The organism is Wolbachia endosymbiont of Drosophila bocki (assembly GCF_028982005.1).
GTDB lineage: Bacteria > Pseudomonadota > Alphaproteobacteria > Rickettsiales > Anaplasmataceae > Wolbachia > Wolbachia pipientis.
Genome location: NZ_JAPQLG010000193.1, coordinates 1 through 3,072 on the forward strand (window position 1 = coordinate 1; position 3,072 = coordinate 3,072).

Annotated in this window: 2 protein-coding genes; both read left to right on the forward strand. The window is 36.7% G+C overall.

Annotated elements, in window-relative coordinates:
- The first annotated feature begins 365 nt into the window (after positions 1 to 365).
- Positions 366 to 1,790, forward strand: a complete 1,425-nt coding sequence (gatB, locus tag OZD61_RS04655) for an Asp-tRNA(Asn)/Glu-tRNA(Gln) amidotransferase subunit GatB (protein WP_274980025.1) — start codon at positions 366 to 368, stop codon at positions 1,788 to 1,790.
- A 192-nt stretch (positions 1,791 to 1,982) separates the two neighbouring features.
- On the forward strand, positions 1,983 to 3,044 hold the full coding sequence (locus tag OZD61_RS04660; protein ID WP_274980026.1) for a hypothetical protein: 1,062 nt from the start codon (positions 1,983 to 1,985) through the stop codon (positions 3,042 to 3,044).
- The last annotated feature ends 28 nt before the right edge of the window (positions 3,045 to 3,072 follow it).

Consider the following 3,072-nt stretch of genomic DNA (forward strand, 5'->3'; position numbering starts at 1 on the left):
GGGTAGCTAGTTATTCACTATCCATTTTTTAAGTTGGCGTTTTTTTATGTTTTAAACGCTTTATAAGCGCATTTCAGCCTATGTAGGTAGAAGTTTTACAAAGACATAAGGTGCACATAGTGCAAAAAATTAAACATGAGACGCCAGATACGTGAGTTTTTTTGTCATTTAATCTGTACAGAGAAGATAAATAAATAGCTTCAATTTTATGATAAGAGGGCTGGCGAAGCTTGTCAAGTAATCTTTTGCATTTAACCCGTTTCTATGGGTAAAACAATCTGCATACCACTTAGCTAACATGAGTTTTGTTTTGACTTTTTGTGCTAATTTTGCAGAATATTAAGATTATCATTTAAATAAAATACATGACGAAAGAGGATTGGGAAGCAGTAATTGGGCTTGAGGTGCACGCTCAAGTTTCTTCTAATACGAAGCTATTTTCTAGCTCATCAACGGAGTTTGGTGCTGAGCATAACACTCAAGTTTCTCTAGTTGATGCGGCAATGCCAGGTACGCTGCCAATACTAAATTATTACTGCATAGAGCAAGCAATACGCACCGGTCTTGCACTTTCTGCAGAAATTAATAAGTATTCTTACTTTGATCGGAAAAATTATTTTTATCCTGATTTACCGCAAGGGTACCAGATAACCCAGTTTTTTGAGCCAATAGTTAAAAATGGTAGAGTATTTATCAACGATAATGAAAAAGAAATAAGAATCGCGAGAATTCATTTAGAGCAAGATGCAGGAAAGAGCGTTCATGAGGAAAGCAAAACTTATGTAGATTTAAATCGTGCAGGGGTTGCTTTAATGGAAATTGTTTCAGAACCAGATCTCCGTTCATCTGCGGAAGCTGCAGAATGCGTGAAAAAATTGAGGCAGATTTTGCGTTACATTGGTTCGTGTGATGGTGATATGGAAAAGGGATCACTTCGTTGTGATGCAAATGTTTCTGTCCGCCTAAAAGGCAGTAGTACATTTGGCACCCGCTGTGAAATAAAAAATCTGAACTCGATACGTTATATTGTGCAAGCTATAGACTATGAAATACAAAGACAAATTGAAATTTTAGAAAGTGGGGAAGAAATAAGTCAAGATACCTTATTGTTTGATGTTGCTTTGGGAAAAACAAAAGTGATGAGAAGCAAAGAGGATGCAAGCGACTATAGATACTTCCCTGAGCCTGATTTATTACCTGTTGAGGTAAGCCAGGATAAAATCGATTCTATTAAATCATCTTTGCCCGAGTTACCAGATCAAAAAAAGCTGCGATACATTGAGGAATTGGGTATCAATGAATACGATGCAAACGTCATTACCTCCGATAAGGCGATTGCTGATTACTTTGAGGAATTGATAAAAAAACACGATTCAAAGCTTGCAGTCACCTGGTTAACTGTAGAGCTTTTTGGTCGTTTAAATAAAGCAGGTATTGATATTGTGAGCTTCCCAATCAAAGCAAATGCCTTGTCGGAGCTCTTAGATTTTATCGTTGATGGAACAATCTCTGCTAAACTTGGCAAACAAGTATTCGATAGTATGTTTGAAACTGGCAAACCTGCATCTTTAATTATAGAAGAGCAGGACCTAAAGCAAATAACCGATAGAGGTCAAATAGCAGAAGTTATCGACAAAATCATCAATAACAACCAAGATAAAGTTCAAGAATACAAAAGCGGTAAAACAAAGTTATACGGATTCTTTGTTGGCGAAGTTATGAAATCCACTAAGGGAAAAGCCAGCCCCGATGTGGTGAATTCAATTTTGAGTGAGAGATTAAGTAATTAGTCACATTTTTTTATTTACATAACAGCACATCTCGTAGATATTCTCAGATTTACGCTACGATATCTTTAATCTCATGACATATAATTTTATTATTTTTTTACCATTTGTCGGCACCATCTTTAAAATTATGTGAGGTTGAGGATGCCTGTAAGATTATCCTGCTCGGCGGTTAAGCGCACCTTTCATGGTATTATGTATCAAGCGAGATGGCTAACGCTGTTTCCTAAACATGCAGTAGATAGAGAGTATTCTTTCCGCCTATTCACAGAGAAAAAATCAGCTAAGGATTTTGATGATATTGTTCTTCGGTATGAACAAGATGGGGAAATAGTACATAGATTCATACAAGTCAAGCACAGGCAGGGTAGGCACAAAAAGATCAGTATAGGTGACTTATTAACACCGGGAAAGAATGGTGCGTTTGGCTTAATAAAATATCTCATTGCTTATTTAAAGATCAAAAGTAGTGGAGAGTTTGAGGGTGAAATAGAGGATTTTGTCATTGTTACAAATGATGATTTTGATTCCGCGGATTCGACATCGCATCCAGTAAGAAAGCTGAGAATGATGCCGAGTGGGAAGAATAAAGGAAAGGAAATTTCAGTCATAAGAATAGACACACAAGATGAGTTTCTGGATGTAGGTGATGGTGTAAGATATAAATTTGATGATAGCATTATCTCATATTTGCAGGAGAATAAGAATTTTATAAAGCGTGAGGTAGGTAGAGAAGTCAGCGATAAAGAAATAGAATACTTTTTAAATAAATTAGTATTTGCAGTCAATTTGCCAAGCGGAACTGAACTTAGTGAAATTATTAAGAGTGAATTGGGCAAGGAATTCAGCAATACTGATGCAAAGCACTTTTACAGCCGTTACCAGGAAGAAGCGCTGATTTTGCTGGAGAAAGAAGAAGAGGAGTTTCTATCATATGAGAAAGCAAAAGCTCTTCTTGAAGAAATAAGAGAGGAAATTTTAGGAGCGGTTTGGTTTGGCATAATAGAGCCAGTGGCATCTTTTACTGGTAGAGGCAGAGTATTAACAGCTCTGCATAATGTACTACAAAGAAGTGCAAAAAAACAAGCGGTGATATCGCAGGTTGCCTCTATTAGTGGTCTTGGAGGGGTAGGTAAGAGTGAGTTAGCTAGGAAATATGCTTACAAATATGGAAAGGATTATTACGATAACGTGATATGGATAAGTGCTGAAAACTCTAAGAACCTGTTTAAAATCTTCGTAATAGGAGAGAAATGAAGGAAAGGACAATCATTTGCAAGCTGGT

Coding starts and splice junctions, on each gene's coding strand:
- gatB (WP_274980025.1), top strand. CDS start 366: ATGACGAAAGAGGATTGGGAAGCAGTAATTGGGCTTGAGGTGCACGCT.
- OZD61_RS04660 (WP_274980026.1), top strand. CDS start 1,983: ATGTATCAAGCGAGATGGCTAACGCTGTTTCCTAAACATGCAGTAGAT.